This is a genomic window from Parabacteroides timonensis, from assembly GCF_900128505.1.
GTDB classification, from domain to species: Bacteria; Bacteroidota; Bacteroidia; order Bacteroidales; family Tannerellaceae; genus Parabacteroides; species Parabacteroides timonensis.
The window spans coordinates 1,267,339-1,291,087 of record NZ_LT669940.1 but is presented as its reverse complement, the minus strand read 5'-3'; the positions used below and the strand labels follow the sequence as shown (position 1 = coordinate 1,291,087).

Genomic DNA, 23,749 nt, shown 5'->3' with positions numbered 1-23,749 from the left:
CCCCTTTTTGGAATAAGTAGCTACAACATAGCAAAGTTTGTTATACATTTGTATGCAGAATAAACATTAGATATCCGACAATTATGATAAAGATATTTCCAACAGACAAAGTTAAAGAACTCGATCAATACACCATTCAAAACGAACCGATCAGTTCTATCGATCTCGTCGAACGCGCCTCTACTGTATTTGTACATGAATTTTGCCGCCGTTATTCCAAGCAAACACGTATCATCGTCTTTGCCGGACAAGGGAACAACGGGGCGGATGCACTTGCCATCGCACGTCTATTGAAAGACGAGTGTTATAAGGTAGAGACCTACCTGTTCAACCCGACCGAACATCTTTCTTTCGATTGCGAAATGAATAAGCAGCGGATACTCGGGCTGGAAAAAGTAGAATTCACGGAAGTTATTGCCGACTTTGTCCCGCCTGTACTGACCGACCGCGATGTCGTAATCGACGGTTTGTTCGGATCAGGCCTGAATCGCCCGATTACCGGAGGTTTTGCTGCAATGGTGAAATATATAAACCAGTCGGAGGCTACCGTCGTATCGATCGATATTCCTTCGGGACTATTCGGTGAGAACAACCAGACAAATGATCCGGACTCTATCATAAGAGCCAGCCTGACGCTTACGTTCGGTTTCCCGAAACTGGCCTTCTTCTTCCCGGAGAATGCGCAATATGTCGGCGAATGGAAAGTATTGGATATAGGTATCCATCCCGATATTGTCGACAATACTTCCACTCCATATATGATGGTTACCGAAGAGGATATAGCCGAAGTATTGCAACCTCGTGAAAAGTTCTCCCATAAGGGAACCTACGGTCATGCATTACTCATCGCCGGAAGTAAAGGCAAGATGGGAGCTGCTTTACTGGCAGCCCGTTCCTGCCTGAGAAGCGGTACCGGATTACTAACCGTACATATCCCGCAACGTGGGGAGGTGATCATGCAGGCTGCTTTCCCGGAAGCAATGGTCAGCTTCGATCCGCATCAGGACTACTTCACAACAGTACCGGAAATAGCTCCTTATTCGGCAATCGGTGTCGGCCCCGGCCTGGGACAACACCTGGAATCGGCGGCGGCACTGGAACGTTTGCTCCAAACAACCGAGAAACCTGTCGTCCTCGATGCCGATGCTCTTAACCTGCTTGCTTCCAATAAAGACCTGTTGAACCGTATTCCGCCGAGAAGCATCCTGACTCCGCATCCCAAAGAGTTCGACCGTATCGCAGGAGAAAGTAATACAATGTACGAACGACTGAAAAAGGCACAGGCATTTGCCACCGAGCATAAGCTCTGTGTTATCCTCAAAGGGACTTATACTGCTATCTGTACGGCTACCGGAAACGTTTACTTCAACAGTTGCGGTAACCCGGGTATGGCCACGGCCGGTAGCGGCGATGTTCTAACCGGTATTATTCTCGGTCTGTTAGCTCAGGGAGCCGAACCCGAAACAGCTGCCGTTGCTGGTGTATTCCTGCATGGCACAGCTGGAGACCTGGCCTCAGTTTACCGCTCAGAAGAAAGTATGATAGCTGGGGATATTACGGATATGCTGGGAAAAGCATTCAAACAGATTAAATAAATTAATTCCAGGATTAGTGAATAACTTATATGGCCAGCCTGTTTCTGTTCAGTAGAAACAGGTTGCCGTATTTTAGTAACGAAGCTAATACCCCCACTGTAAAAATCAAGTTTCATTTCCCTTGCCACATTTTCAGCAAATTATTATAAACACCACTAACCTTCTTTTTCAAAAAAAGCTGTATATTCGAGATCTATAAGAAAAGGAGAGATGATAAATAAACCGGGAAATATTATTTTACAAATATCATTTGTAATTAGCTTATTATGCTTAGTTTCATGTTCCAACAGAACTTCTGTTTCAACTGAGCTCGATAAGGCCAGGTCGTTAATGGAAATAGCTTCCGACAGTTCATTAGCCATACTCGATAATATAACCTCTCCTGAAAAACTATCTGAAAAAGAATATGCCGCCTATTGCCTGCTACTTACTCAGGCACTGGATAAAAACTACTACATACATGACTCGGATTCATTAATTATGATAGCCACAAATTATTATGAGAAACATAATGATTTATTATCTCTGGCTTTATCTTACTACTACGCAGGACGTGTGTATTCAGATATGCAAGATGCTTTACAAGCTCAACAATATTATTTAAAGGCACTTGCTTTAGGAGAGAGTCTCAATCAACCGGAACTACTTGTCAAGGTAAATAATAACCTTGGAACCCTTTATAGTTATCAGGATATTTATGAAATGGCTTTGCCACTTTACAAAAAGACTCTGACTCTTTTGAAAAAAACAAACGATTCTACGAATATGCCTTTCGCTCTACGTAATATCGCACGTGTATTCACAGAAACCCATCAACCGGACAGTGCTATTTATTATTATGAACAAGCAATAAAAATAGCCACACCTCAAAGTATTTTCTCTCTTCAAAACGATTTGGGCAGCTTATATCTCAAAAAAGGGGAATATCAAAAAGCATACAATTATATTAAAGCTGCGATTCAATCATGTGGTAACCCTAAACTAGTTCATCCCTTATATCTTAACTTAGGTGAATACTATTTCAATACAGCTCAATATGACTCTGCTCAATATTATTTAAATTATAGTCTGCAAAGCCCTGTAACATATACACAAGCAGGAAGTTTATATTTTCTTGCTCAAATAGAAAAACAAAAACTTGATTTTAAAAACTATCTGAAATACTGGAACAAATATGAACAATTAAGAGATTCTATTGAGAACGATTCGCATTTTGAAAATATCAGGATAGCGCAAAGCATGTTTAATTATCAGCGCATAGCCGATGAAAAAAACAAATATGAACAAGAAGCAACAAAAAGGATGATTATAATCTATCAGATATTAATTATCATTACAGCTCTGTTAATTACCTTTTTCTTCTTCTTTAAAAGAGAACAACAGAAAAAGAAAAGATTAATAGATTTAAAGGAGAAGTTGTATAAACAAAGTTTACAATACATAGAGGATAACAAAAGGAAAATATCTTTGTTAGAACAAGAGCTTACATCCGGTCAAGAAACAATCAGCGAAGTAAAAAGACAATTGTTTGAAACCAGAAAATTAATGCTTGAAATGGAAAACAGACAAATTTCATTAAAGCACGATACGATGCAACTACTAGAACAAGATCTGAAAAGATCTACCTTATATACAAAAATCCATCAAACCGAGGAGAAACTGAGCGAGAGTGAATGGTCTGAACTTTTTATGTTGATCGATGCTACTTATCCCAATTTCAACAGTCGCCTCTTAGAGCTTTGCTCACGAATATCCCAGGAAGAATTGCGTATCTGCTATCTCGTTAAAGTCAATATTCCTGTAAAAAAGATAGCCATACTTATGAACATTACAAGCTCTGGAGTGTCCCAATGCCGTAGAAGATTATACAAAAAGCTAACCAAAGAAGCCGAAAACGCCGAGAAGTTCGACTCACTTATCTCTGATTTACAATAGCTTATACATTGTCACAATTTTGTCAACAAAAATATAGTTGTGATTTAAAGAGGAATTATAATTTTGCCAGAGCAATTTCAATTTTATCAACTGGTAATTAAATTTATAGAATTATGAAACGGTTAATCGCAACTTTATTTTTAGTTATTTGTGGAGTGTTCTGTGCTCAGTCTATATATGCAGACAGAATTCCGACTAAAGGGAAATGGGGACAGACAGATATTCGCTCTATTATTCCTGCACCTCCAACAGCATCCATTGAAGGAACAGATTTGACGATCGAATTCATTCACCCCTTGAGCAATCTGACCGTTAAAGTAACAGACAATACAGGCGCGGTAGTCTATGAAGAAAATATAACTGTATCGACTCCGCAAAGTTATACAATACCTTTGAGCGTTCAGAGTGGAGAATATACATTAAGTTTAATCCATAACTATGGAACCTTAACAGGCTCATTTGTTATCGAATAACTTTGCATCGTACTGAAATTTATGTTTTTAGAGCAATTTGTGAGGATAATTTAACCAACCTTCATATCTCGATCTCCTTTTCCTTTCACAAGTTGCTCTGGCTAATCAAAACTTTAACTATGCTCTATATAAACCTCTCTTACTTGACCAAGATACTACAAATCAAACGTATCATCTGCATTACAAAAGACTAAAAGAACACTTTACGGTTGGTTTCTAACAAAATATTTCCTAGTTTTGTACAATCATAATTGAGATAAAATAATTTGTTTGGATATGAAAAATCTGATCACAATAGCATGTCTTTTGTTTAGCTTGCCGCTCATGGCTCAAACCAAAGTGGTAAAGAAAAATGCCGTCAAAGCTAATAATTTCGGTATTACCTATTCATTACCGAAAACACAACTAATCGTTGATTCGGAAGTAACAAAGGTCACCTGCAAAGCCGGGCCTTATTACAAATATGCAGAAAAATACCTCGGAGTAAAAGATGCAATAACAGAAGATAAAGTATATTATGAGTTAGGAAAAGTATCGCTTGTCAACAAGGGAATACCTGATCCTGACAATACTTATATCGTTGAATTTAAAAGCGGGACAGTAGCTCCGTACGCTTATCTGACAGAAGAAGGATTATTATGTTCCATCAATGCCGAATACACTCCTGAAGAGTCAGAACTCGAAACGATCAAGAAAAATGGACAAGCACCGGTTAAAGTGACCGATGCATCCGTATTCTCAGAAGAATTACTTATGGCCGGATCGACTGCCAGACAAGCTGAAGTTGCAGCCAAACAGATCTATCGTATCCGTGAAAGCCGCTTGAATATATTAACCGGAGACGCGGATAATCTACCTCCCGACGGTGAAGCTATGAAGCTGGTTATCCAGCAGTTGGAAGAACAGGAAAAAGCATTGACCAATCTGTTCACCGGTATTATAACCAAAGAAACGACTCACTATGAGGTAAACATCACCCCTTATGATAACCTGGATAAAGAAGTCCTATTCCGTTTCTCCAACCTGATGGGGATTGTCGATGCAGACGACCTGGGTGGCGTTCCGGTCTATATGAACTTGAAAGCGACAGACCGTGCTCCGGTTCTCGACCCGAAAGAAGCCGAAAAGAAGGAAAAATCACTGAAAGGTATTATTTATAACGTACCGGGAAAAGCTAGTATCGAGATCAGCATGAACAAAAAAACACTATATAAAGGAGAAGCCCAAATCACTCAGTTCGGTTCACGCGAAGGCCTTGCTCCTGTTATGTTCGAAGACAAAAAAGCTCCGGTGAAAGTCTATTTCTATCCGGAGACCGGCGCCATAAAACAAATAATTCAATAATAATCTAATTTAAATTTCTATGTTTGAAGGACAACCTAAAGGTTTATACGCGTTAGCCTTAGCGAATACCGGCGAGCGTTTCGGGTATTACACGATGCTCGCGATTTTTACTCTATTCTTACAAGCTAAGTTCGGCTTTACAGCCGCCGAGACATCAACCATCTTCGGTTCTTTCTTAGCAGCAGTGTATTTCATGCCACTCGTCGGAGGTATCCTCGCCGATAAGTTCGGATATGGAAAAATGGTAACAACAGGTATCATTGTGATGTTTATCGGATATGTATTGTTATCTATTCCGACACCCTCTTCTACCGGAAAAGTACTGATGTTCGGAGCTTTAGCCCTGATTGCCTGTGGTACAGGTCTTTTCAAGGGGAACTTGCAGGTAATGGTAGGTAACCTATACGATGCTCCCGAATACAGAGCGAAACGTGATACTGCATTCAGTATATTCTATATGGCGATCAACATCGGTGCGATGTATGCTCCGACAGCAGCTACTATGATCACTAACAAGATGTTGGGAAAAGCCGGATTCACTTATGTGCCGCAGATCCCTTCGCTCGCCCATCAATTCCTGAACGGAACGATTACAGAAGAAGGAGCAACAACGCTGAGCGGCTTACAGGCTGCACAGAATTTCGTTGGCGATACAGCTACTTTCTGTACGACTTATATCGACAAATTATCCGAGGCTTACAACTACGGCTTCGCTATTGCTTGTATCTCCCTGGTCGTATCCATGTTGATCTACGTGGTGTTCCGCCCGACATTCAAACATGCCGATTACAACTCTAAACAGGCTAAACCTGCCAACGTACAGGAAGAAGAACTGACACCGGAACAGACAAAAGCACGTATCCAGGCTCTGTTACTGGTATTTGCCGTTGTTATTTTCTTCTGGATGGCATTCCACCAGAACGGTTTAACACTGACATTCTTTGCACGTGACTATACCGCACAGGCTGTTACAGGTCTGGATCGTTTAGGATTCAATATCGTAAACCTCACTTTCCTGCTGGTTGTTGTTTATGCCGCATTCTCCTTGTTCCAGTCAAAGACAGGTAAGGCAAAAGGTATCTCTGCCGGCGTGTTGATAATCATGTTGGGCTTACTGGGATGGAGCTACTGTTCTATGGATTCGACAGTGACTATCCTGCCACAGATCTTCCAGCAGTTCAACCCGTTCTTCGTGATCGTGCTGACTCCGGTATCGCTGGCGGTATTCGGTTACCTGGCAAAGAAAAAGAAAGAACCTTCTGCTCCGCGTAAGATCGGTATCGGAATGGTTATCGCGGCTTGCGGTTTCCTTATCATGGCCGTTGGTTCACTGGGTCTGCCGACACCTGCTGCTGTTGAAGCGAATGGTATTTCTGCAGATGTACTGGTTTCTCCTAACTGGTTGATCTCTACTTACCTGGTATTGACTTTCGCCGAGTTATTATTATCGCCGATGGGTATTTCATTCGTATCCAAGGTGGCACCTCCTAAATATAAAGGTATGATGATGGGAGGATGGTTCGTAGCTACGGCTATCGGTAACTATCTGGTGGCTATCATCGGTTACTTGTGGGGAGGAATGCAGTTGTGGATGGTATGGAGCGTACTGATCGTGTGCTGTCTGTTATCGGCACTGTTCATATTCTCTATCATGAAACGATTGGAAAAAGTAGCCAAATAAGACAAAACTGAAATATGAAGTTGCAGCAAAGATATTTCACGCAAAATTCTTTCCGGTTCAAAAGATGGAGCCGGAAAGGGTATGCTGCATTCTTCAGTCTTAGCCGAAGCGTTACGATCGGGCAACTTTCTTCCAATGTATCGGAAAGATTCCAGGTCAAGAACGGTTCCAACCACTCGTCTGTATTAGTTGCCGGACAGATAAACACAGAAGAGACCGAGGTCGTAACAGACAGCTCACAAGAGCGATCGGGCACGGAAACCTTTACGTGGATTTCGCAACTGTTGCTTCTTTTATTCTCTTTGCCGGCTGTTAAACAGACATCGGTAGCGGCTTCGCACGTACATATTAATCTATTTATACATCCTAAAGCGGGAAGTTTCAGTATATGCTGAGACTTTCCGCTTTTTTATTTCTTAAAAGACAAAGCGATATGATTGAGACACTTAAACAGTTTGTTATCGAAGGGGGAAAAATAAATGAGGAACAAGCAACTGCTCTCTCCCGATGTACGGATAAAGAGGCGTTGTATAAAGCTGCACATCAAATCACCCGTCATTTTATGGGAGATAAGTTCGACACCTGTTCCATCATCAATGCCAAAAGCGGAAATTGCAGCGAGAACTGTAAATGGTGTGCACAATCCGGACATTACAATACGGTTGTAGCCCTGTATCCCCTCCTCCCGGCAGAAGAATGCGTTCATCAGGCATTACACAACCGCCAGCAGGGAATCGAACGTTTCGGACTGGTGACCAGCGGGAAGCGTCTATCCGACGGAGAGATAAAGAAACTGACGGAGACAGTCCGCTACATCAAGCAGGCAAGCGATATCAAATGTTGTGCTTCCCTGGGACTTCTAAATAAAGAACAGCTGAAGGAGTTGCGTGAAAGCGGCGTAGAGAATTACCATTGTAATATAGAAACAGCTCCCTCCTATTTCCGTACATTATGCACGACACATACGATCGAGCAAAAACTGGAAACGATCCATGCAGCCCGGGAAGAGGGTTTCCGTATCTGCTCCGGAGGAATAGTCGGCATGGGGGAAACGATGGAACAACGAATAGAGATGGCTCTGTTATTACAAAAAGAACAGGTACACTCCATTCCCCTGAATTTATTACAACCGATACCAGGTACTCCGCTTGCCGGTACTCCGCAATTGTCTGAAGAAGAGTTTCTGACGACAATCGCCTTATTCCGTTTCATCAATCCGGAGGCTTATCTCCGTTTCTCCGGCGGACGTTCCCTGTTGAGCAAAGAAACACAACGGAAAGCATTATATATAGGCATAAACGCAGCCATCATCGGCGACCTGCTGACAACTATCGGAAGTTGTGTGGATGATGATAAAGAGCTTTTCACCGAAGCAGGCTATTCACTAACAAGAGAAACCGACTGGGTCGGATAAAACAGACAGACAAATGACTACAAACGAATTATTACAATACGACAGGGAGCACGTGTGGCATCCCTATACTTCCACCATCGACCCGCTTCCCGTTTATCCGGTAGCCGGAGCAGAAGGTGTGGAAATTATCCTGGCAGACGGCAGACGACTGATCGACGGTATGTCTTCCTGGTGGGCGGCAGTCCACGGATATAACCATCCGGTATTGAATGCGGCAGCCAACGAGCAGTTGAAAAAGACGAGCCATATCATGTTCGGCGGCATCACCCATGAACCGGCTGTCGAACTGGCACAAAAGTTATTGGATATACTTCCTCCTGAGATGGATAAGATATTCTTTGCCGATAGTGGCTCGGTTGCCGTTGAAGTGGCGATGAAGATGGCTATCCAATACTGGCAGTCCCTGGGGAAAACAGCAAAGCATGCTTTTGCGACTATCCGCAGTGGTTATCATGGAGATACCTGGCATGCGATGTCTGTCTGCGACCCGGTCACTGGTATGCACGGGATATTTGCAGGTAGCCTTCCGGTGCAATATTTTATCCCCCAACCTTCTGTAAAATATGGGGAAGAATGGAATGAAGAGGCGATGAAACCGTTGGCAGACTTACTGGGACAACATGCAAGCGACATTGCCGCCCTGATACTGGAACCGATCGTTCAGGGAGCCGGAGGAATGTATTTCTACTCACCAACATTCCTGGTGCGTGCCAGGGAATTATGTGAACAATACGATGTACTGCTGATCTTCGATGAGATTGCTACCGGGTTCGGACGTACCGGCCGGCTCTTTGCCTGGGAACATGCGGGAGTCGTACCGGATATCATGTGCATAGGCAAGGCATTGACCGGAGGTTATCTGACGTTATCAGCCACACTGACTACGGAAAGAGTGGCGACGACGATCTGCTCCGGAGAGGCAGGCTGTTTCATGCATGGCCCCACTTTTATGGGAAATCCGCTGGCCTGCGCCATTGCCTCCGCTTCCGTTTCGTTGCTTCTGGAAAGCGGATGGAAAGAGAAGGTAGGCGCTATCGAAAAACAACTTCGTCGGGAACTGGCACCTGCCCGATTATTCGACCATGTGCAGGAAGTACGCGTACTGGGGGCTATCGGAGTCATTGAGATGAAGGAGCCGGTCAACATGGCCATCCTGCAACGCCGTTTTGTAGAAGCCGGTATCTGGGTTCGTCCCTTCGGCAAGCTGGTTTACCTGATGCCCCCGTTTATTATTCGGCCGGAACAACTTACACGATTGACTTCCGGAGTATTAAAATGTATCGAAGAATGAAAGATTATAATTCTATATTAAACCAACTCAAGGCAACCGGCAGCTACCGCCAGTTACCGACGGTAACGCATCACGGCAACCGGATAGAGAAAGACGGGCAGGTAATGCTTAACCTGTCGTCCAACGACTACCTGGGCCTGGCTTTCTGTGCCGACCTTCAGAAGGCTTTCCTGGAAGAATGGCAGGAACAGAAATATCCTTTCTCCTCCTCTTCTTCCCGACTGCTGACCGGCAACTTTACCGCTTATACGGAACTGGAACAACTGCTGGCGGAACGTTTCAACCGCGAAGCCGCCCTGATCTTCAACAGCGGCTACCATGCCAACACAGGAATACTCCCTGCACTAGCCGATAAGCAAAGCCTTATCCTTGCCGACAAACTGGTGCATGCCAGCATTATCGATGGCATTTTACTGAGCGGTGTGCCTTTCCAACGCTACCGGCACAATGACTATGAACAGCTGGAAACACTCCTGAAGAAGTCTGCCGGAGAATACGAGCAAGTCTTTGTTGTCACAGAAAGCATCTTCAGCATGGACGGCGATGTTGCCGACCTTCACCGCCTGGTCGAACTAAAGAAAAGCTATCCGAATGTTGTCTTATATGTCGATGAAGCACACGCCATCGGTGTACGCGGTCGAAACGGACTGGGAATAGCGGAAGAGCAAGGCTGCATCGGAGAGATAGACCTACTGGTAGGCACATTCGGCAAAGCTCTTGCTTCCATGGGGGCCTACGTCGTATGCGACCGCACTATTCGGGAATATCTGATCAATCGGATGCGCCCGCTAATATTCAGTACGGCTTTACCTCCTTTTCAGATTGCCTGGACACGGTTTATCTTTGAACGGCTAGAGAAGATCACCCCGCTTCGCGAAAGACTGGCACAAACCAGCTATATACTAGCCGAAGCACTGAAGGGCAAGGGCGGAGAAGTCAGCGGAAGCCATATCATCCCTTATATAATAGGCGATAATAACGATTGCATCCTCAAAGCGGAAGAGCTGCAACGCAAGGGCTTCTACTGCCTTCCCGTCCGTCCCCCGACGGTACCGAAAGGAACGGCACGGATACGTTTCTCGCTGACAGCAGATGTGACAACCGACGACTTGCAACCGTTAATACAGGCCTTGTAGGGGCGGGTTCCAAACCCGCCCTATATAACACATTAAAATATAATATAAACGATGTGACAACGGGCAGGTTTGGAACCTGCCCCTACGGGGACACCGTTATACATAATTACCCAATATGAAAATAATAAAACAAACAGATAATCACGCCGCACGTCTCCTTCTCTTCTTCTCCGGTTGGTCCGCATCTCCGCAACTATTCACCCGGTTGGAGACCAGGGAAGAAACAGACATTATGCTCTGCTACGACTACAGGGAGACGGCATTCGAGGAAGACCTCAGCCGGTACGAAGAGATACACCTCGTCGCCTGGTCGATGGGAGTCCGGATGGCAGAATGTGCATTGACAGACAAATACACACTCACCTCTGCAACCGCCATCAACGGAACCTCCCGCCCGATACATGACACATACGGCATTCCCGAAAAGATTTTCAAGGGCACACTCGACAATCTGACAACCGAAGGTCTCCGACGTTTCAACCGCCGCATGTGCGGTACCCGCGAGATACTCGCCCGATACGATGCTTGTCCGCCCCGCCCGCTGGAAGAGGTAAAGGAAGAATTAGAAGCCATCTACAACCGCTTCGCTCCGTCGACCGATACTGCCGGCAAGCAGTTCCCCTGGACACGTGCCGTCATCGGTTCAGACGACCACATATTCCCGGTAGCCAACCAGCACGCCTGGTGGGACAGCCGCTGTCCGGTAACCGAAATAACAGCCCCTCATTACCCCTTTTACCTATGGAAACAGTGGAACGAATTATAACCCGCTTCAGCCGTGCGCTGGACAGCTACGATCAATATGCAGAAGCCCAGCAGCAAATCTGCCGGAAACTAACCGCCCTATTATCGCGTTACACCGGCATGCACTTCCGGCGTGCCCTCGAAATCGGCTGCGGCACAGGTGGTTTCACCCACCTGTTGAAAGAAAGTTGTGTCATCGACGAATGGTATTTGAATGACCTTTGTGAAGGTTGCTACGAGAAGATCACCCGACTCTTTCCCGGTCAGTCGATCGCTTTTATCGCCGGGAATGCCGAAGAAATCCCTTTCCCCGGCAGTCTGGACCTGATCGCTTCCGCTTCCGCTTTCCAATGGATGAAGGAGCCGGTCACCTTCCTGCATAAGCTGGCGGACATGTTAACGCCCAACGGCACATTGGTATTCAACACCTTTGCCCCCGGTAACCTGGCAGAGATCAAGCAACTGACAGGCAAAGGTCTCGACTACCCTACTCCCGAACAACTAACAGAATGGCTGACGGCAGACTTCAATCTGCTTCACCTCCGGCAAGAAGAGATCGTCCTCACCTTCGACACACCGCTCGACGTACTCCGCCATCTGAAATATACGGGGGTGACTGCCACGAGCGACGGCTACTGGACACGCCGTCTCCAGGAAAATTTCTGCCGCAATTACACCGCCCTGTACGGTACAAAAGATCACAAAGTAACACTCACTTACTGCCCGGTTTACGTCCTCGCAATAAAAAAATAACAAATAAAATGAAAGGAAAAGTATTATTTATCTCAGGTATCGACACGAATGTCGGTAAAACCTATGCCACCGGAATCCTCGCCCGCCAGCTAGCAGCCGAAGGTCACACAGTCATTACCCAAAAGATGATTCAGACAGGCTGTACAGACATTTCGGAAGATATTGAAATGCATCGCCAATTGATGGGAATCCCCTTTACGGAAGAAGATAAAGCCGGCCTCACCTGCCCCTATATCTTCACCTATCCCTGCTCCCCTCACATGGCAGCCGAACGGGACGGTCGCCGGATCGAACTCGACACGATCACCCGCGCGACGAATGAACTGCAGGAACGTTACGAGTACGTCCTCCTCGAAGGGGCAGGCGGACTGATGGTGCCGAACAATTTCGAATCGTTAACGATCGACTATGTTCGCGAGCAGCAATACCCGCTTATCCTCGTCACCTCCGGCAAACTGGGAAGCATCAATCATACGTTGCTGAGCCTCTATGCCTGCCGTCAGCAAGGGATTCAAGTACACAGCGTTATTTATAACCTATATCCGCATACCGACCAGCTGATTGAAGACAACACACTGGCATATCTCCGGCAATACATTCGCCGTGAATGGCCGGATACGCATCTGCTTCTTCTTCCGAAAGCAGGTCCTTCTCCTTCCAATTCCAGCATGGTAATCCCAGCCGAATGGCATAGGCAACCCACAGTTGCAAGATAGGCAGGCGACTATTGTGATACAGGCATGCCAAGCCTGTATCTACAAACTTCTCCATAATCAAGAGTTAATGGTCATATAATCCGCCACCAGATCGTATCACAAAGATATTACCCCGAAAGCTGAAAAACAATATCTTTTGATGTATTTCATAACATAAAAAAGCCATCTTCCCTTATTTTACGCAAATAAGGGCCTTTTATTTATCTAACAAGCTAATTAAAAGAGACTTAGATATCTGAAAACTGGGAATACGACTTCCTGTCTTCCGATATTATCTTTATGGATAAAAAGAGTTCTTTGACATCTTTGCTCTCTTATATATATTCTTATATAATATATGAAAAGCGTCTCAAAGATCGTCTCAAGTTCGTCTCGGAGCCACCTACGACACCTACGTAATAAGCTATTATTAAACCCATTACAAGAAATAAAATCTGTCTCAAGATCGTCTCAAAGATCGTCTCCTAATATTTGTTAAATACATTATCGCCAGCCAGTAAGCATCTTTCAGACCCTATCCGTCCCCATAATCTCTGCCACCCGCTCATTGGCACGGGCTTTGATTTCCGGGGTGATGCTATCCTTGATCATACTGATGACGAGGGTCATGACGGCAATATCGTCGGTAAAGCCGATCACCGGAAGAATCCCGTCGGGTATCAGGTCTATCGGCAGGATAAAATAACCGAGCGCACCGATGATATACGCTTTATGCTTCACCGGCACCTTCTCGTCCTGCAATGTATAATAGAGTGTGAAAACAGGCAACAGCACCGTAGCGCCGACCTTCTTCGCTACCCGTTCTATCTTTTTCCAAAAGCGGTTATCCGAATAATACGTACCGTACTTTTGTACTTCGTGCACCTCTTCGAAAGGCACATCTTCAATCCTATTTCTATTCATATAGCAAAGATAAGGAGAAAAACCGAGAGTTAGAGCGGATTAGAGCAAGAAGGTTGTAAACAAGGGGTTTAGAGAGAACCGGAGTACGATTGCGTTGATATGCTGCGGTTTGCGTATCGAAGAACAGCTCTGCAATAAATAATTTTGTAACCCCAAAATTGTAGAGTTATGAGATCGACATTCAAAGTTTTGTTTTACCTCAAACGCAATGCCCCGAAAAAGAACGGGCTTCTGAATTGAACCGGACAAACAAGGAAACGGGCAGGTGTTGAAGCTGCCCGTTTTTATTTTCAGTTGCTGCGAATAATTTTGCCCGTAGATCTTTGCATATAGATTGGCCTGTATTCGGACACCCTTAAATCCATACGGAGATACTAAAGCGGCGTCAATGAACTTCTTAAACTCACTAATATGTATCGTAAAACAGGGAATATCAAATTTTAGCGGACAGATATATCTTTCCTATACTCTGACGGCGTTATCTTCATCCTCTTTTGCACATACCGACTGAAATAAGAAACAGAGGAGAAATTCATTCGTTCGGCAATCGTAGTTAAAGACAACTCTTTTTGTCGCAGCAAGCGGGTAATCTCTTGAAGGGTAAAGCGGTCGATCCAATAAGTGGCAGGTTTGCCGCTTACCTTTTTACATATCTCCGACAGATAATGAGGTGTTATGCAAAGCCGGGAAGCATAAAAATCGAGATCTCGATTTCGGATATATTCGCCGTTATATAACAGTTCTATGAAATTTCGCAGTAAGACCGTAATACGCTCCGATACCTGCATGTTATTCTGACTGCGTGCATGAATATCATAAAGGTCGAGGATGTGCGCCGTAAGCAGGCTTCCCATCAATTCTTCCCAAAACAGATGCTCTTTATCTTTCAGGCGTTGCCGGATACAGCGCATCGCCTGCTCGCATATTTGAAAATCATGTGAGGAAAGTTTCATAACCGGATTCTGTAAAAGCGATAGATACCCTATAATACCGTAATTACTGCGAATAGCTATCGAAGAAACGAACGCATCCGAAAGGTTCATCAAAATACCTTGAAAGTCTTCGGAGTCCGAAAATTCCGATACGAGCGTGGCATTGGGCAGAATTACATAATCCCCGGCCGCGATGTTATAACGGGTATCCTGAAATGTAAACCCCATATTTCCTCCGCTGCAAAGAATATGAATTACTCTTCCAGCATATCGTAAGGCATTAAATTCCTGCAATGTATCGGCGAAAATAATCCCGTCGAAGTCTGTATGTGTCATTTCTCTTTCATTTCCTGCGAAAATAACGAAAAACCACGAATAGTGAAAATTCTTCCCCGAATAATGCAACAATAAAATGATAGGTACCCTGTAACTTTGCATCAGAATTAAAAACCATAAAGGATATGAAAAATGTAAGATTAAGCAATGGAGTAATGATGCCTGCTATCGGGTTCGGTGTCTTTCAGATTCCTGAAAATGAAACGGAACGAGCCGTAAATGATGCAATCGAGATCGGTTATCGGAAATTCGATACGGCTGCGGCTTATTTCAACGAGGAACAGTTGGGAAATACCATCCGACAAAGCGGTATCAAACGGGAGGAGTTTTTCATAACCACAAAATTGTGGGTGCAGGACTACGAATACGACGATGCTCTGCGCGCTTTCGACCTCTCGATGAAAAAACTCGGGTTGGACTACCTCGACCTCTACTTGATGCACAAACCCTACGGGAATTACTATGCCGCATGGCGGGCGATGGAGCGGCTCTATAAAGAGGGACGCATCCGGGCTATCGGGGTTACGAGTTTCTCTAATGAACGCCTGCAAGACCTTTTCTTGCATAACGAAATAAAACCCGTCGTAAACCAGCTTGAAACGCATCCGTTTTTCCAGCAGCAGGCTGCCAATGCTTTCTTACGGCAGGAAGGCATCCAGCACGAAGCATGGGCGCCTTTTGCCGAAGGGCAGAATGACATATTCAACCATCCGACATTGAAAGCGATAGCAGAGCGACACGGTAAGGGCGTCGGAGCTATTATTCTTCGTTGGCTGAACCAGCGTAACATCGTAGTTATCCCGAAATCCGTACATAAGGAACGGATGATCGAAAACTTCAATATCCTCGATTTCACACTTTCAAAAGAGGAAATGGATGCTATCGCCCTGCTGGAGACAGGAAAAAGTCCCATCTACGACGATATGGACTTGCCTACGGTAAAAGGTATCGGGTTACACAAAATCCATGAATGATTTCAAAAACAGATGGAATATTAACTTTAAAAACAGAATGATATGCAGACTGTAAAATTGAACAACGGCATCGAAATGCCGGTATTAGGATATGGTGTATTTCAAGTATCGCCCGAAGAGTGCGAGCGTTGCGTGCTCGATGCCATCGGCGCGGGTTATCGGTTGATAGATACGGCGCAGGCTTATTATAACGAAGAGGGCGTAGGTAATGCCGTTGCAAAATGCGGCGTGTCCCGTGATGAACTTTTTCTCACCACCAAAGTCTGGATTACCAATGCCGGAGAAGAAAAGGCAACCCGCAGCATCGACGAATCGCTCCGTAAGTTGCGCACCGATTACATTGACCTGCTGCTTATCCACCAGCCGTTTAGCGACTATCCGGGAACATGGCGGGCGATGGAGAAAGCGGTAAAGGCCGGAAAAGTCCGTGCCATCGGACTCTCGAACTTCTATCCCGACCGCTTCGTGGATATGGCCGAATGTGCCGAAATAAAACCTGCCGTAAACCAACTAAAAACCAATGTATTCAGTCAGCAATGGGACGCTGAAGCTGAAATGAAGCCCTATGATACACGTATCATGGCTTGGGCGCCGCTGGCACAAGGCGATCCCGACCTTCTGACCAATCCCGTACTGACGGCCTTGGCCGAACGATACAATAAAACGGTACAGCAAATCGCCTTGCGTTACTTGGTGCAACGCGGCATCATCGCCATTCCGAAAAGCACGCACATCGAGCGAATGAAACAAAATCTGGATGTATTCGATTTCACCCTCACACCGGAAGATATGGAAAGCATCCGTCCGCTCGACAAACCTGCCGACTTCCGCTGGTCGCACCGTAATCCCGAACTTGTAAAATTCCTTCTGAATTACGACAAGCAATTTAACCCTGACAATAAGAAATAAAAGTATGAAATACGGAATATTGGGAACAGGCGATGGTGTGAGCCACATCGCCTCGAAATTGACCGAACTCGGTCACGAAGTTATGATGGGCGCGCGTAATGCCACCAATGAGAAAGCTGCAAACTGGGCAAAAGCTAATGGTGAGCGGGCTTCTCACGGCACTTTTGCCGATGCTGCCCGATTCGGTGAAAGAGTATTCAACTGCGTGCAGGGCATCCACTCGCTCGAAGCGCTAAACGCTGCCGGAAAAGAAAATCTAAACGGGAAACTGTTGATCGACTTGGCAAATCCGTACATCTACAAGGATGGGCATATTTCACTCGATTCAAAGTATAGCGGAACAACCAGCTTGGGAGAAGAAACCCAAAAATTTCTGCCGGACACAAAAGTCGTAAAAACACTGAACTATCTCTGCAATCATTTGATGGTTCATCCGGGGCAACTACCGCAAGCCATTACGGGCTTCTATTGCGGTAACGATGCTGACGCGAAAGCCGAAGTAGCGGTTCTATTAAAGGATTTCGGCTGGGAAGATACCCTTGATTTAGGAAATATCAGTATGTCCCGCTACACTGAAATGCTCGGTGCGTTCTGGGTAGCCGCGCTTAGTGCTACCGGGAATATGAATTGGGGCATAAAACTCGTAAGATAAACAAGTAAAAGATACAGAATGATGAAAACAAGAAAATTCGGAACATTGGAAATCTCGGCTGTCGGCCTTGGCTGTATGGGTTTCACGCACGGTTACGGGACTTGTCCGAGTGAAGAGGAATCCATTCGTCTTATCCGTAAAGCATACGAGGAAGGCTGTACCTTCTTCGATACGGCTGAAATATACAGTTGTTATAAGAATGAAGAACTCGTGGGAAAGGCATTGAAACCTTTCCGGCATGAAATAACAATCTCTACAAAATTCACTCCGGCTGTCTTGCCCGGACAAGAGAATCCGGAAGGCAAATTGAGTCGTATCGGCATCCGACAAGCTGTCGAAAGTTCTTTACGACGTTTGCAAACCGATTATATCGACCTTTACACGGAACACCGTGTGCCCAAAGAGAACGATCCTGCGGAGGTTGCCTATTGGATGGGGGAATTGATCAAGGAGGGGAAAATCTGTGCATGGGGACAGTCCGAGCCCACCCTCGAACAACTCAAGACGGCCCATGCCGTTACGCCTATAACAGCTGTACAGAGCGAATACTCGCTGATGGAACGCAAGTGGGAGGTGGATGTCATTCCCTATTGCAAGGCTGAAGGTATCGGCTTTGTTGCTTATTCGCCTATGGCAGGCGGCTTTTTAAGCGGTAAATACCACTCCGCGGCTGAATTTAAGGGAGATGATGTAAGGCGCGTGATTACCCGTTACTCCGAAGAGAATATGCGTGCCAATCGAGTCCTGCTCAATCTTATCAACCGCTATGCGGAAGAGAAGCATTGTACCGCCGCACAAATATCTTTAGCTTGGGTGATGTATTCCGGTCATATTGTTCCTATACCCGGTATGCGTAGCGATGCCCGTATTCTTGAAAATCTGGGCGCTGCGGAAGTGACTATTACGGCTGACGAATATGCCGCTATGAACGAAGCTCTAAGTCATATTACCATACACGGAAACCGCACGGACGAGGATATTGCCAAGTTGGGGACTATCGAAGGACAGCAGCAGACTGTAGCCAAAGCGGAGAGATAGCAAACGAAAATCAACAAAATCAAATAAGAAATATGTATCCATCATTAAATCATAAAACAGCTCTTGTAACCGGAGCCGGAACGGGCATCGGAAGAGCTATCGCCCGACGTCTGGCCGATGAAGGCGCTAACGTATTGATCGTAGGCCGCACGGAAACGACACTTGCCGAAACAGCTGCTTACAGTGATAAAATCTCCTATCTTGCCATTGACCTCGAATCGGAAGACGGGATACGCACCATCATCCGTACTGTCGGAGAACGGTACGGTTGTCTCGATATTCTCGTCAATAATGCGGGATGGGCGCCCGTCACCCCGTTTACCGAGATGAAAATCGAGGAATACGACAAGGTATTTGCCATCAACGTGCGTGCCGTTGTCATGCTGACACAAGCCTGCCTGTCGATGATAAAGGCAGCAAAAGGCAATATCCTGAATGTCACGACAACCATGACAACCAATCCTATCGCGACGATGGCGAACTATGCCGCCTCGAAAGCTGCCGTCTATACTATGACACGTGCATGGGCGAAAGAGCTAGCAAAAGACGGCGTGCGTGTCAATTCACTCGGCGTGGGGCCCATCGAAACCCCAATCTACGGCAAGACCGAGCTTTCGGACGAAGCCGCGAAAGCACACAAGGATATGGTGACGAAAAGCGTACCTCTCGGTCGAATGGGACAACCCGAAGAGGTTGCCGCCGTCGTCGCTTTTCTGACAAGCGACGAAGCCAGCTTCGTAACCGGAGCCGACTATAAAGTGGACGGTGGTGTAGGTGCATAAAACAAACAACAATAAAAAGAATGAATATGAGAAATATATTGATTATCAGCGGCCATACAAATCTTACCGCATCTGTAGCCAATAAAACGATTCTCGAAACCCTGAACGAACGGCTGTCGGAAGCCGAAATCGTAAAGCTTGACGAACTTTATCCCGACTTTAAAATCGACGTAGAAGCCGAACAGCAAAAATTGCTCCGGGCAGACATCGTCGTGTTGCAGTTCCCCCTTTTCTGGTACTCCGCACCCTCCATATTGGAACGCTGGATGGAAGAGACTTTCCGTCACGGTTTCTCGCACGGAAGTACCGGAGACAAACTCAAAGGCAAGAAACTCGTTCTCTCTTTCACAACGGGAGCACCCGAAGCATTGTATAGCCACGAGGGGGCGATGGGCTACACCATCGACGAATTTTTAGCTTGCTACAAAGCAACCTGCCGACTGACGCAAATAGAGTATAGCGGCAGTGTTTATACCTGTGGCGTAAGTTACGGCAACCGTACCACACCGGAACTTATCGAGCAACAAAAAAATGTATCGGTAGTGCACGCTGAACGTCTTATCGAATTACTCGAAACGCTCTAATGCTTGAAGACAGACTACATAATTTCGACGATATAGTATTCAGTTGCTTCCTACCCGATGACTGGCTGAATGAATTTCGTATGCCGCAACACGTACTCGTGTATGTTTATGCTGGTATTCCAATCTCTCACCGGAAAAGTGGTTGGTAGTACGACGGCTTGAAGCAGCTTATAAACTACTAAAAGAAGGAAAAGAGAGTGTCAGCGAAGTGTGTTGGAGTGTCGATTTTCATAGTCGCTCGTATTTTACGACAGCATTTAAGCGTCAGTACAATATCTTACCATCAGACATAACAGCGAGAGGTATGACTTATTGTTAATTCTATTTCAAATGAAATTATTACTTCAACATCGAATACTTATAGGGTACATCATATTGATAGCAGTCATCGGCAGTATGGCTGCTATCATGTTCTATGAACGAAACCGAGTACAAAATATCGAAATGTTTATTTCTGTCATCCGGAATGTAGAACAGATAACCGCTACCGTTTACAATCATAGGAATTTATTAACAGTATTTCAAGCGGACTTTCCGCCAACAAAAAGCAAGACGGTTATTCCATATCTACTTTGATGGCCTGATGCTGTTCGCTTTATAAGAAATAAATCTCCACCATCAATTGTCGTGTGAACAATATGAGAATTGAAAGAACAGATTTTAAACTAAAAAGATGAACATTTATGACCCATCATATCACGGCGGATCTTTTGGTGGAATCCGCCACCCATGCTGTCACGGAAGAACTGTTCCGCGACTTCGATGAATCACTACGGCGATGCTTATCTACCGAAACCTCATGTATGCAAACGACGTTGGACAGGAGCTGTTGTCGAACTGGTCGAGTTGATTAAAGAATGCGAATGGAAGATTCATTCAGACAGATACATAAAAGTTTCTTATCCATATAAAGATGGATAATTTAGACCGGAATACAAGTTGCTGAAATACGTCGAGATTCAAACCTACGGCTAAAATAACTTAACAGTAAAAATCCCGCCAAAGCCGAAGCCGCCCCCGGAAGAGCCGCATATTGATAGCTGTAACCAGCTTCTATGGGCAGTCCGCCGCAATAAGCCCCCAGCGCATTCCCGAGATTGAAAGCGATCTGCACGCTTGCTGCTCCAAGCATCTCTCCCCCTTTGGCATTCTGTATGAGCAGCAACTGTTGCGGCGCCGAAACGGCAAACAAACAAGTCGTGCCGACACACATCAACAAGACGGACATCCACGGATTGGCCGACCAAAAGAACAACATCAGTAAAGCCAGACACATCACCCCCTGCGTAACAGCCGCCACACGTCCCGGAGTATAAAGGTCGGAAAGCTTCCCTCCCAACATATTACCGATGCACATACCCAGCCCGGCAAGCACCATGATAAAGGTCATGTCGGCAACAGGAACACCGGAAACCTTCGTAAGCAACGGTGTGATATAACTGTACAGGCAAAAGAACCCGCCGTTACCGAACATCGTTGCAAAGATCAACAACCACGGAGCCGGGTTGCGCAGAAAACGGAACTGCCCCTTAAACCCATTATCCGGCAAGGCAGCCACGTATGGTACCCACCGCCAGATAAACCAAAACACCACCAGTCCCCAGCAGGCAGCACTGAAGAAGGTAGCCCGCCACGAAAGAGCATGACTTATATAAGTACCGAGCGGCACAGCCAACAGGTTTGCCACCGTCATCCCGGAGATCATAATAGCCACCGCCTCCGACTTCTTCCCTTCCGCCGCCAATCGTTCCGCCACGATAGAGCCTACACCGAAGAAGGCCCCGTGAGGCAATCCGGAAATAAACCGCATCGCCATCATCGTCCAGTAGTTAGGTGAAAGCGAGACAAATAGATTCCCGACAATAAAGATAGCGACCAGCGCAAGCAGGATCTGCTTCAACGGTCGTGTACGGGCCAGTAAAACCAGTAAGGGAGCGCCGGCACAAACACCCAGCGCATAAGCGGAGATAAGATGTCCGGCACTGGGGATAGATATACCCAGGTCATTCGCTACATCGGGCAGTATCCCCATCATCACAAACTCGGACAAACCGAGCCCCAGCGTACCGAACGCCAGGGCGATAAGACTTTTCTTCATAACCGATAACCTAAACTTTTCGGGCGCAAAGTTAGCACATCATCGGGAAAAAGAGATTAAAATTATGTTATAAGTGTATCTGCAACCCGAAAGAAACCGGATGGAGTGCCGGCCCTTTATTGTTCTCGAACATTTCGATAGGAGAATATTTGCAGTAAACGCCCATACAGCCGACACCCGCCTGGAAAAGGAGATCCATTGTCACGGGACGCAGGTTCATGCCGCCATCCATCTTCTGCTTCCTGGTCTTTCCACTTCCGTATTCATAAACAACTCTGGATGAAGAGGTTGTCTTGATTACAGCGACAACACCACCGGAGATAAAGAAACGCGGGCGATGCCGTACCTTCTTGGTCTGCCACTCCAGTAGGACGGGAATGGTGACACTGGTCATATTCAACTTGCTTTTCTTATAGGTGATACCATCGGCGGCAGGAACTAACTGAGTGATACCGTCCACCTCCTGAAAATGAACATTCCCGTCGATGCGGTAACGGTTCCAGCGCAGACCGGCACCGGTCACTACCGCCCAGTTGTAGCGGGAGAATGGAAGGCTAAATTCCATAAAGTTAAGATTGTATTCCAGCGAGTTACCTTTGCGCAGGGACACATCGTCTCCTGTGAAGCTGTTGAAGCCCATACCGAAGCCCGCCCAGTGTGCGGAGAAATCACGATCCCAGGTAGGAAGAGGAATATTAAGCGTCTTGATATGTTTGCGTCGCTCGTAGCTCTGCCCGTCACGGTATTGTCCTTCGAAGACCATTTCGTCATCTACCTCGGTCCCGTCTTCCTGTTCTTCATAAACGCGGACTTTCATCCGGTCGCCGTTATCCTTTACTTCTATGCGTTTCTTTTCCAACCGGAAGATTGTATCGGCCGGCATTGGTCCGGCTTCGGCAGCCAGCAAGCCCATCACAGGGAGAAAGGCTGCCACGATCAGTAATAATCTTTTCATCTTTGTATTGTTTTATTCGTTTATAAATCTTTTTTGGTGAAGAGGATCGTGATCAGGTCGTCACTGTCCAGATCTCCTTCGATATAAACCAGGGTGATCACACCTTTGGAGCTGACCTTGAAAAGGACGAAGCGGTTGATGTCTGCCTCCTTGCCGAGTAGCTGGTAGTAGGCGGAGATAACGCCGCCGTCGTCGGTCACTTCCTTGATCTTCCGGGCCCCCTTCTGATCGGCTTCCAGGCATTGGCGGGTGAAGCGCAGGGCGTCGGGATCGTTCTTGATCGTGATGCTCTTATACCGGGTCATGCCGTAGGTTTCGAGCATCTCGTTGGATAGTTCGACCATCGTTACGTTTTTCTTCCGGCCGTAACGCTGGAAAACATCCTGTATTTTCAGGTCTTTTTGCAGAACCTCTGCATCTGTTGCCCCTGCTCCGGAAGGCAGCAGGAAAAGGGCTGCCAGCAATACGAGTAATGTGTATCTTATCTGTTTCATCGCTACATGT

The 23,749-nt window shown here is 46.0% G+C and carries 26 protein-coding genes; 20 read left to right on the top strand and 6 right to left on the bottom strand.

Translation table 11 applies throughout. The annotated features are described in order from the left end of the window. Nucleotides 1-83 precede the first annotated feature (83 nt). From BQ7394_RS05665 to bioD, 12 genes are all read left to right on the top strand, one after another. On the top strand, nucleotides 84-1,595 hold the full coding sequence (locus BQ7394_RS05665) for an NAD(P)H-hydrate dehydratase (RefSeq protein ID WP_075556476.1): 1,512 nt from the start codon (nucleotides 84-86) through the stop codon (nucleotides 1,593-1,595). Between the two features lie 210 nt (nucleotides 1,596-1,805). Then, the gene (locus BQ7394_RS05660) at nucleotides 1,806-3,530 is read left to right on the top strand and encodes a tetratricopeptide repeat protein (protein ID WP_075556475.1); all 1,725 of its coding nucleotides are present in this window, start codon (nucleotides 1,806-1,808) and stop codon (nucleotides 3,528-3,530) included. A 113-nt stretch (nucleotides 3,531-3,643) separates the two neighbouring features. Further along, a complete protein-coding gene (locus BQ7394_RS05655; protein WP_075556474.1) occupies nucleotides 3,644-4,003 on the top strand; it encodes a DUF3244 domain-containing protein in 360 nt (119 codons plus the stop codon). A 276-nt stretch (nucleotides 4,004-4,279) separates the two neighbouring features. After that, the gene (locus BQ7394_RS05650; protein WP_075556473.1) at nucleotides 4,280-5,347 is read left to right on the top strand and encodes a DUF4831 family protein; all 1,068 of its coding nucleotides are present in this window, start codon (nucleotides 4,280-4,282) and stop codon (nucleotides 5,345-5,347) included. A 19-nt stretch (nucleotides 5,348-5,366) separates the two neighbouring features. After that, nucleotides 5,367-7,028, top strand: a complete 1,662-nt coding sequence (locus tag BQ7394_RS05645; protein ID WP_075556472.1) for a peptide MFS transporter — start codon at nucleotides 5,367-5,369, stop codon at nucleotides 7,026-7,028. A 14-nt stretch (nucleotides 7,029-7,042) separates the two neighbouring features. Further along, nucleotides 7,043-7,423: a hypothetical protein gene (locus BQ7394_RS05640; RefSeq protein ID WP_235848675.1), complete on the top strand. Its 381-nt coding sequence runs from the start codon at nucleotides 7,043-7,045 to the stop codon at nucleotides 7,421-7,423. 38 nt (nucleotides 7,424-7,461) lie between these two features. After that, complete coding sequence (gene bioB / locus BQ7394_RS05635; RefSeq protein ID WP_075556471.1) at nucleotides 7,462-8,442, top strand: biotin synthase BioB; 981 nt, start codon at nucleotides 7,462-7,464, stop codon at nucleotides 8,440-8,442. A 13-nt stretch (nucleotides 8,443-8,455) separates the two neighbouring features. Continuing rightward, nucleotides 8,456-9,733 carry an adenosylmethionine--8-amino-7-oxononanoate transaminase gene (bioA, locus tag BQ7394_RS05630; protein ID WP_075556470.1) on the top strand — a complete coding sequence of 426 codons (1,278 nt, stop codon included), beginning with the start codon at nucleotides 8,456-8,458 and terminating at the stop codon, nucleotides 9,731-9,733. Then, entirely contained in the window at nucleotides 9,730-10,869 is a 1,140-nt protein-coding gene (locus tag BQ7394_RS05625) for an 8-amino-7-oxononanoate synthase (protein WP_075556881.1), read from the top strand. Before bioA ends, BQ7394_RS05625 begins: the two co-directional genes overlap by 4 nt. Before the next feature lie 115 nt (nucleotides 10,870-10,984). Continuing rightward, a complete protein-coding gene (locus BQ7394_RS05620; RefSeq protein ID WP_075556469.1) occupies nucleotides 10,985-11,635 on the top strand; it encodes a DUF452 family protein in 651 nt (216 codons plus the stop codon). Next, nucleotides 11,611-12,366, top strand: coding sequence for a malonyl-ACP O-methyltransferase BioC (gene bioC / locus BQ7394_RS05615; protein WP_075556468.1), 756 nt, complete (start codon nucleotides 11,611-11,613; stop codon nucleotides 12,364-12,366). Before BQ7394_RS05620 ends, bioC begins: the two co-directional genes overlap by 25 nt. An 8-nt stretch (nucleotides 12,367-12,374) precedes the next feature. Then, nucleotides 12,375-13,082 carry a dethiobiotin synthase gene (bioD, locus tag BQ7394_RS05610; RefSeq protein WP_075556467.1) on the top strand — a complete coding sequence of 236 codons (708 nt, stop codon included), beginning with the start codon at nucleotides 12,375-12,377 and terminating at the stop codon, nucleotides 13,080-13,082. Between the two features lie 507 nt (nucleotides 13,083-13,589). Here the strand turns inward: bioD and BQ7394_RS05605 are convergent. Both BQ7394_RS05605 and BQ7394_RS05600 read right to left on the bottom strand, forming a co-directional pair. Next, a complete protein-coding gene (locus BQ7394_RS05605; protein WP_075556466.1) occupies nucleotides 13,590-13,985 on the bottom strand; it encodes a YkvA family protein in 396 nt (131 codons plus the stop codon). A gap of 440 nt (nucleotides 13,986-14,425) precedes the next feature. Beyond that, nucleotides 14,426-15,355, bottom strand: coding sequence for a helix-turn-helix domain-containing protein (locus BQ7394_RS05600; protein WP_075556465.1), 930 nt, complete (start codon nucleotides 15,353-15,355; stop codon nucleotides 14,426-14,428). A gap of 23 nt (nucleotides 15,356-15,378) precedes the next feature. On the opposite strand from BQ7394_RS05600, the gene BQ7394_RS05595 reads away from it, so the two are divergent. The 7 genes from BQ7394_RS05595 (at nucleotide 15,379) to BQ7394_RS26205 (ending at nucleotide 20,511) form a co-directional block, all read left to right on the top strand. Then, nucleotides 15,379-16,227, top strand: a complete 849-nt coding sequence (locus BQ7394_RS05595; protein WP_075556464.1) for an aldo/keto reductase — start codon at nucleotides 15,379-15,381, stop codon at nucleotides 16,225-16,227. Between the two features lie 42 nt (nucleotides 16,228-16,269). Next, nucleotides 16,270-17,136 carry an aldo/keto reductase gene (locus tag BQ7394_RS05590; RefSeq protein WP_075556463.1) on the top strand — a complete coding sequence of 289 codons (867 nt, stop codon included), beginning with the start codon at nucleotides 16,270-16,272 and terminating at the stop codon, nucleotides 17,134-17,136. Between the two features lie 4 nt (nucleotides 17,137-17,140). Continuing rightward, entirely contained in the window at nucleotides 17,141-17,788 is a 648-nt protein-coding gene (locus tag BQ7394_RS05585) for an NADPH-dependent F420 reductase (protein ID WP_075556462.1), read from the top strand. A gap of 21 nt (nucleotides 17,789-17,809) precedes the next feature. Continuing rightward, complete coding sequence (locus tag BQ7394_RS05580; protein ID WP_075556880.1) at nucleotides 17,810-18,826, top strand: aldo/keto reductase; 1,017 nt, start codon at nucleotides 17,810-17,812, stop codon at nucleotides 18,824-18,826. 32 nt (nucleotides 18,827-18,858) lie between these two features. Continuing rightward, on the top strand, nucleotides 18,859-19,608 hold the full coding sequence (locus tag BQ7394_RS05575) for an SDR family NAD(P)-dependent oxidoreductase (RefSeq protein WP_075556461.1): 750 nt from the start codon (nucleotides 18,859-18,861) through the stop codon (nucleotides 19,606-19,608). Between the two features lie 26 nt (nucleotides 19,609-19,634). Further along, the gene (locus tag BQ7394_RS05570; RefSeq protein ID WP_075556879.1) at nucleotides 19,635-20,192 is read left to right on the top strand and encodes an NAD(P)H-dependent oxidoreductase; all 558 of its coding nucleotides are present in this window, start codon (nucleotides 19,635-19,637) and stop codon (nucleotides 20,190-20,192) included. A 142-nt stretch (nucleotides 20,193-20,334) separates the two neighbouring features. Further along, a complete protein-coding gene (locus BQ7394_RS26205; RefSeq protein WP_235848674.1) occupies nucleotides 20,335-20,511 on the top strand; it encodes a helix-turn-helix domain-containing protein in 177 nt (58 codons plus the stop codon). Between the two features lie 20 nt (nucleotides 20,512-20,531). Here BQ7394_RS26205 and BQ7394_RS26065 read toward each other — a convergent pair whose 3' ends face one another. Then, nucleotides 20,532-20,693 (bottom strand): hypothetical protein, encoded by a 162-nt coding sequence (locus BQ7394_RS26065; protein ID WP_210436520.1) that lies wholly within the window; start codon nucleotides 20,691-20,693, stop codon nucleotides 20,532-20,534. 228 nt (nucleotides 20,694-20,921) lie between these two features. Between BQ7394_RS26065 and BQ7394_RS25950 the strand changes: the two genes are divergently transcribed. Next, nucleotides 20,922-21,113, top strand: a complete 192-nt coding sequence (locus tag BQ7394_RS25950; RefSeq protein ID WP_167369464.1) for a hypothetical protein — start codon at nucleotides 20,922-20,924, stop codon at nucleotides 21,111-21,113. 1 nt (nucleotide 21,114) lies between these two features. Here the strand turns inward: BQ7394_RS25950 and araJ are convergent, their stop codons facing one another. The 3 genes from araJ to BQ7394_RS05545 form a co-directional block, all read right to left on the bottom strand. Beyond that, on the bottom strand, nucleotides 21,115-22,290 hold the full coding sequence (gene araJ / locus BQ7394_RS05555; RefSeq protein ID WP_075556459.1) for an MFS transporter AraJ: 1,176 nt from the start codon (nucleotides 22,288-22,290) through the stop codon (nucleotides 21,115-21,117). 67 nt (nucleotides 22,291-22,357) lie between these two features. Further along, a complete protein-coding gene (locus BQ7394_RS05550) occupies nucleotides 22,358-23,245 on the bottom strand; it encodes an outer membrane beta-barrel protein (protein ID WP_075556458.1) in 888 nt (295 codons plus the stop codon). Nucleotides 23,246-23,265: 20 nt separating this feature from the next. Next, nucleotides 23,266-23,739, bottom strand: a complete 474-nt coding sequence (locus tag BQ7394_RS05545; protein ID WP_075556457.1) for a DUF6108 family protein — start codon at nucleotides 23,737-23,739, stop codon at nucleotides 23,266-23,268. Nucleotides 23,740-23,749: the final 10 nt, after the last annotated feature.

What these genes read in the sequence shown, in the direction of transcription:
- BQ7394_RS05665 (WP_075556476.1), top strand. Translation starts at nt 84, where the DNA reads ATGATAAAGATATTTCCAACAGACAAAGTTAAAGAACTCGATCAATAC.
- bioB (WP_075556471.1), top strand. Translation starts at nt 7,462, where the DNA reads ATGATTGAGACACTTAAACAGTTTGTTATCGAAGGGGGAAAAATAAAT.
- araJ (WP_075556459.1), bottom strand. Translation starts at nt 22,290, where the DNA reads ATGAAGAAAAGTCTTATCGCCCTGGCGTTCGGTACGCTGGGGCTCGGT.
- BQ7394_RS05575 (WP_075556461.1), top strand. Translation starts at nt 18,859, where the DNA reads ATGTATCCATCATTAAATCATAAAACAGCTCTTGTAACCGGAGCCGGA.
- BQ7394_RS05585 (WP_075556462.1), top strand. Translation starts at nt 17,141, where the DNA reads ATGAAATACGGAATATTGGGAACAGGCGATGGTGTGAGCCACATCGCC.
- bioC (WP_075556468.1), top strand. Translation starts at nt 11,611, where the DNA reads ATGGAAACAGTGGAACGAATTATAACCCGCTTCAGCCGTGCGCTGGAC.
- BQ7394_RS05550 (WP_075556458.1), bottom strand. Translation starts at nt 23,245, where the DNA reads ATGAAAAGATTATTACTGATCGTGGCAGCCTTTCTCCCTGTGATGGGC.
- BQ7394_RS05605 (WP_075556466.1), bottom strand. Translation starts at nt 13,985, where the DNA reads ATGAATAGAAATAGGATTGAAGATGTGCCTTTCGAAGAGGTGCACGAA.
- BQ7394_RS05595 (WP_075556464.1), top strand. Translation starts at nt 15,379, where the DNA reads ATGAAAAATGTAAGATTAAGCAATGGAGTAATGATGCCTGCTATCGGG.
- BQ7394_RS05650 (WP_075556473.1), top strand. Translation starts at nt 4,280, where the DNA reads ATGAAAAATCTGATCACAATAGCATGTCTTTTGTTTAGCTTGCCGCTC.
- BQ7394_RS05660 (WP_075556475.1), top strand. Translation starts at nt 1,806, where the DNA reads ATGATAAATAAACCGGGAAATATTATTTTACAAATATCATTTGTAATT.
- BQ7394_RS05620 (WP_075556469.1), top strand. Translation starts at nt 10,985, where the DNA reads ATGAAAATAATAAAACAAACAGATAATCACGCCGCACGTCTCCTTCTC.
- bioD (WP_075556467.1), top strand. Translation starts at nt 12,375, where the DNA reads ATGAAAGGAAAAGTATTATTTATCTCAGGTATCGACACGAATGTCGGT.
- BQ7394_RS05625 (WP_075556881.1), top strand. Translation starts at nt 9,730, where the DNA reads ATGAAAGATTATAATTCTATATTAAACCAACTCAAGGCAACCGGCAGC.
- BQ7394_RS05545 (WP_075556457.1), bottom strand. Translation starts at nt 23,739, where the DNA reads ATGAAACAGATAAGATACACATTACTCGTATTGCTGGCAGCCCTTTTC.
- BQ7394_RS05645 (WP_075556472.1), top strand. Translation starts at nt 5,367, where the DNA reads ATGTTTGAAGGACAACCTAAAGGTTTATACGCGTTAGCCTTAGCGAAT.
- BQ7394_RS26065 (WP_210436520.1), bottom strand. Translation starts at nt 20,693, where the DNA reads ATGATTGTAAACGGTAGCGGTTATCTGTTCTACATTCCGGATGACAGA.
- BQ7394_RS05655 (WP_075556474.1), top strand. Translation starts at nt 3,644, where the DNA reads ATGAAACGGTTAATCGCAACTTTATTTTTAGTTATTTGTGGAGTGTTC.
- BQ7394_RS05580 (WP_075556880.1), top strand. Translation starts at nt 17,810, where the DNA reads ATGAAAACAAGAAAATTCGGAACATTGGAAATCTCGGCTGTCGGCCTT.
- BQ7394_RS05600 (WP_075556465.1), bottom strand. Translation starts at nt 15,355, where the DNA reads ATGCAAAGTTACAGGGTACCTATCATTTTATTGTTGCATTATTCGGGG.
- BQ7394_RS25950 (WP_167369464.1), top strand. Translation starts at nt 20,922, where the DNA reads ATGCTGTCACGGAAGAACTGTTCCGCGACTTCGATGAATCACTACGGC.
- bioA (WP_075556470.1), top strand. Translation starts at nt 8,456, where the DNA reads ATGACTACAAACGAATTATTACAATACGACAGGGAGCACGTGTGGCAT.
- BQ7394_RS05640 (WP_235848675.1), top strand. Translation starts at nt 7,043, where the DNA reads ATGAAGTTGCAGCAAAGATATTTCACGCAAAATTCTTTCCGGTTCAAA.
- BQ7394_RS05570 (WP_075556879.1), top strand. Translation starts at nt 19,635, where the DNA reads ATGAGAAATATATTGATTATCAGCGGCCATACAAATCTTACCGCATCT.
- BQ7394_RS05590 (WP_075556463.1), top strand. Translation starts at nt 16,270, where the DNA reads ATGCAGACTGTAAAATTGAACAACGGCATCGAAATGCCGGTATTAGGA.